We start from the raw sequence: 2475 nt of genomic DNA on the forward strand, positions 1-2475 counted from the left end.
CGACGCAGGCCGCGGCGGCCGCGACGCAGACCGACCCGCTGTCGGAGCTGTGGTTCCTGCTGACCGGTCAGACCAGCTTCCCGAGCAGCCTGGGGGCCGCGGTCAACGGCTACAGCCCCTTCGCCGGCCTCTTCTACAACACCGAGGGTCTGCCGTACTTCAGTGTCGGTATGGGCAACTTCGGTGTGCAGATGGCCAAGTCGCTGGGTGTGCTCGGCGGTGCGGCCCCTGCGGCGGCCAAGGCGCTGCCCGGCCTGGGTGGCCTGGGCGGGATGCTCGGTGGCGGGGCGGCCGCGGCGCACCCGGTGGCCGCGATCGGTGGCGCGGCTTCGCTGGGTGGCAAGCTGTCGGTGCCGGTGGCCTGGACCGGGGGCCCGTCGGTGGCGCCGATGGTGGGGCACGCGATCCCGGTCAGCAGCATCAGCGCGGCCCCGGAGGCCGCGGGTGCGGGCAACCTGCTCGGGGGCATGCCGCTGGCCGGTGTCGGCGCCCGCGGCCACGGCGCGGCCGGACCCAAGTACGGATTCCGCCCCACCGTCATGGCCCGCCCACCCTTCGCCGGGTAGGTCCTCGGGCGCTTTTACCTCGCTGCTCACTGGTCACCGGCCCCACTGCGGGTCGGTGACCAGTGGCGTGCCGACACCGACATTTGGCGCCGGGAGTCGTCGAATTTCGCCCGGCTACTTCAGTAGGCCCCGCGACGCTGGACGCGCATTGCCGCACCGAAAAACCCGAATTCGCCGCCCTAAAATTGTCGTGCAATTAAATGGTTCTCGCGTGTGCGGATATTGGTCTTAAGAAAACCTTTCCGTCACCCGCCGACCCCTTTCCGGCATTAGTCGCCGGTCGGCCACCGGTGGCTCGCAAAGCGCTCTTTCGGCGGCCGGCCGGCAGCGCGCAGCCCTACGGCGCGGGCGCTTCCGGGCTCAACCGCAAACACGCGTCAGCGGCCGGTTCCGACCAGCAGCACCGCGGGTTTAACTGCTGCCGGATTTTTATCCTGCGCAGCGCTTTTCACCGCCGTTGGCGCCGCGGAGGGAAGGCTAGCCGACCGTCATCGCCGCCGCCGGCGCCCCGCGCCGATCCGGTGTTCCCGCAGGTCACGGCGGTGACCGGGCTACGCCTGCGCCGGGATCGCGGCGGAGCGCTTCGGGCGCGTCGCCGAGGGTGAGGACGGCGGCCGCCGGCGGGTGGCTCTCTCGGGTGGCGGCGACGCACATCGCGACGCTCTAGCGTTCGCAACGAGCAAATGCTCGAGAGGCCACAGCCTGAATTGCTTGCGAGGGAAACAGATGTCGTTCGAGCCGGGGGGTTCGTGAGTGCTTGACTTCGGGGTGTTGCCACCGGAGATCAACTCTGGGCGCATCTATGCAGGTCCGGGGTCGGGGCCGATCATGGCCGCCGCCGCGGCCTGGGATGCGCTGGGGGCGGAGCTGACCACCGCCGCCAGCGGCTATTCGTCGGTGATCGCGGAGCTGACCAACGGCAATTGGGTGGGGCCCGCGGCGTCGACGATGGTGTCGGCGGTGACGCCCTACGTGTCGTGGCTCACCGCCTTGGCGGCGCAGGCCGAGGAGACCGCCGGGCAGGCGCGGGCCGCCGCGGCCGCCTTCGAGACCGCCTTCGCCCTGACGGTGCCGCCGCCGGTGATCGCGGCGAATCGGGTGCTGTTGGCGACGCTGATCGCGACCAACTTCCTGGGGCAGAACACCCCGGCGATCGCGGCCACGGAGGCGCAGTACGCCGAGATGTGGGCCCAGGACGCCGGGGCCATGTACGGCTATGCCGGGTCGTCGTTGGCGGCCTCGGAGCTGTCGCCGTTCACCGCGCCGCCGAACACGACGTCGCCGGACGCGGTCGCCGACCAGGCGTTGGCCGTGAGCAACGCCCAGGCGCAGCCGGCCACCAGCACCGCGCAGAGCGTGGCCAACGCCACCACCCAGGCCGGTACACAGCTGGCGACTGCCGCGGCTCCGGTGCAACAGGCCGCGGCGGCGAGCGATACGCCAGGGCCGTTCACCTGGTTGGAGAACCTGATCAACGACTTCCTGACGCAGGGCTTGCCGACGCCGACCAACAACTACGCCGGGCTGAGCTCAAGCCTCTACACGGTGTTCTTGAAGCAGACCACGGGTCTGGCGTACTTCTCGAACGGCATGGCCAACTTCGGCATGTCGATGGCGCAGCAGCTGACGTTCGGTCCCGGTGGTGACACGGCGGGTGCTGGTGGCGCGTGGTTCCCGACGCCGCAGTTCGCGTCTTTGGGGTTGGGCAACTTGGGTGGCGTGGGTCATGTCGGCGGGGGTGTGGCGGCGGCGGCTGGTCAGGCGGCCCGGGTGGGCATGTTGTCGGTGCCTCAGCAGTGGGCGACGTTGACTTCGGCGGTGACGCCGGCGGTGGCGGAGTCCGAGCGGGCGCTGGTGTGTTCCGGCTGGAGCGGCCGGGGCGGCGGGGGCGAATTCGCCCAAATCTCGC

Annotated in this window: 2 protein-coding genes; both read left to right on the forward strand. The window is 70.7% G+C overall.

Annotated features, from left to right (window positions below):
• The coding region (locus A5700_RS21500) for a PE/PPE C-terminal domain-containing protein (protein WP_197504167.1) at positions 1 to 566 on the forward strand (566 nt) is incomplete at its 5' end.
• A gap of 753 nt (positions 567 to 1319) precedes the next feature.
• The coding region (locus tag A5700_RS21505) for a PPE family protein (protein WP_068204996.1) at positions 1320 to 2475 on the forward strand (1156 nt) is incomplete at its 3' end.

Source organism: Mycobacterium sp. E1214 (genome assembly GCF_001666755.1).
Lineage (GTDB): Bacteria > Actinomycetota > Actinomycetes > Mycobacteriales > Mycobacteriaceae > Mycobacterium.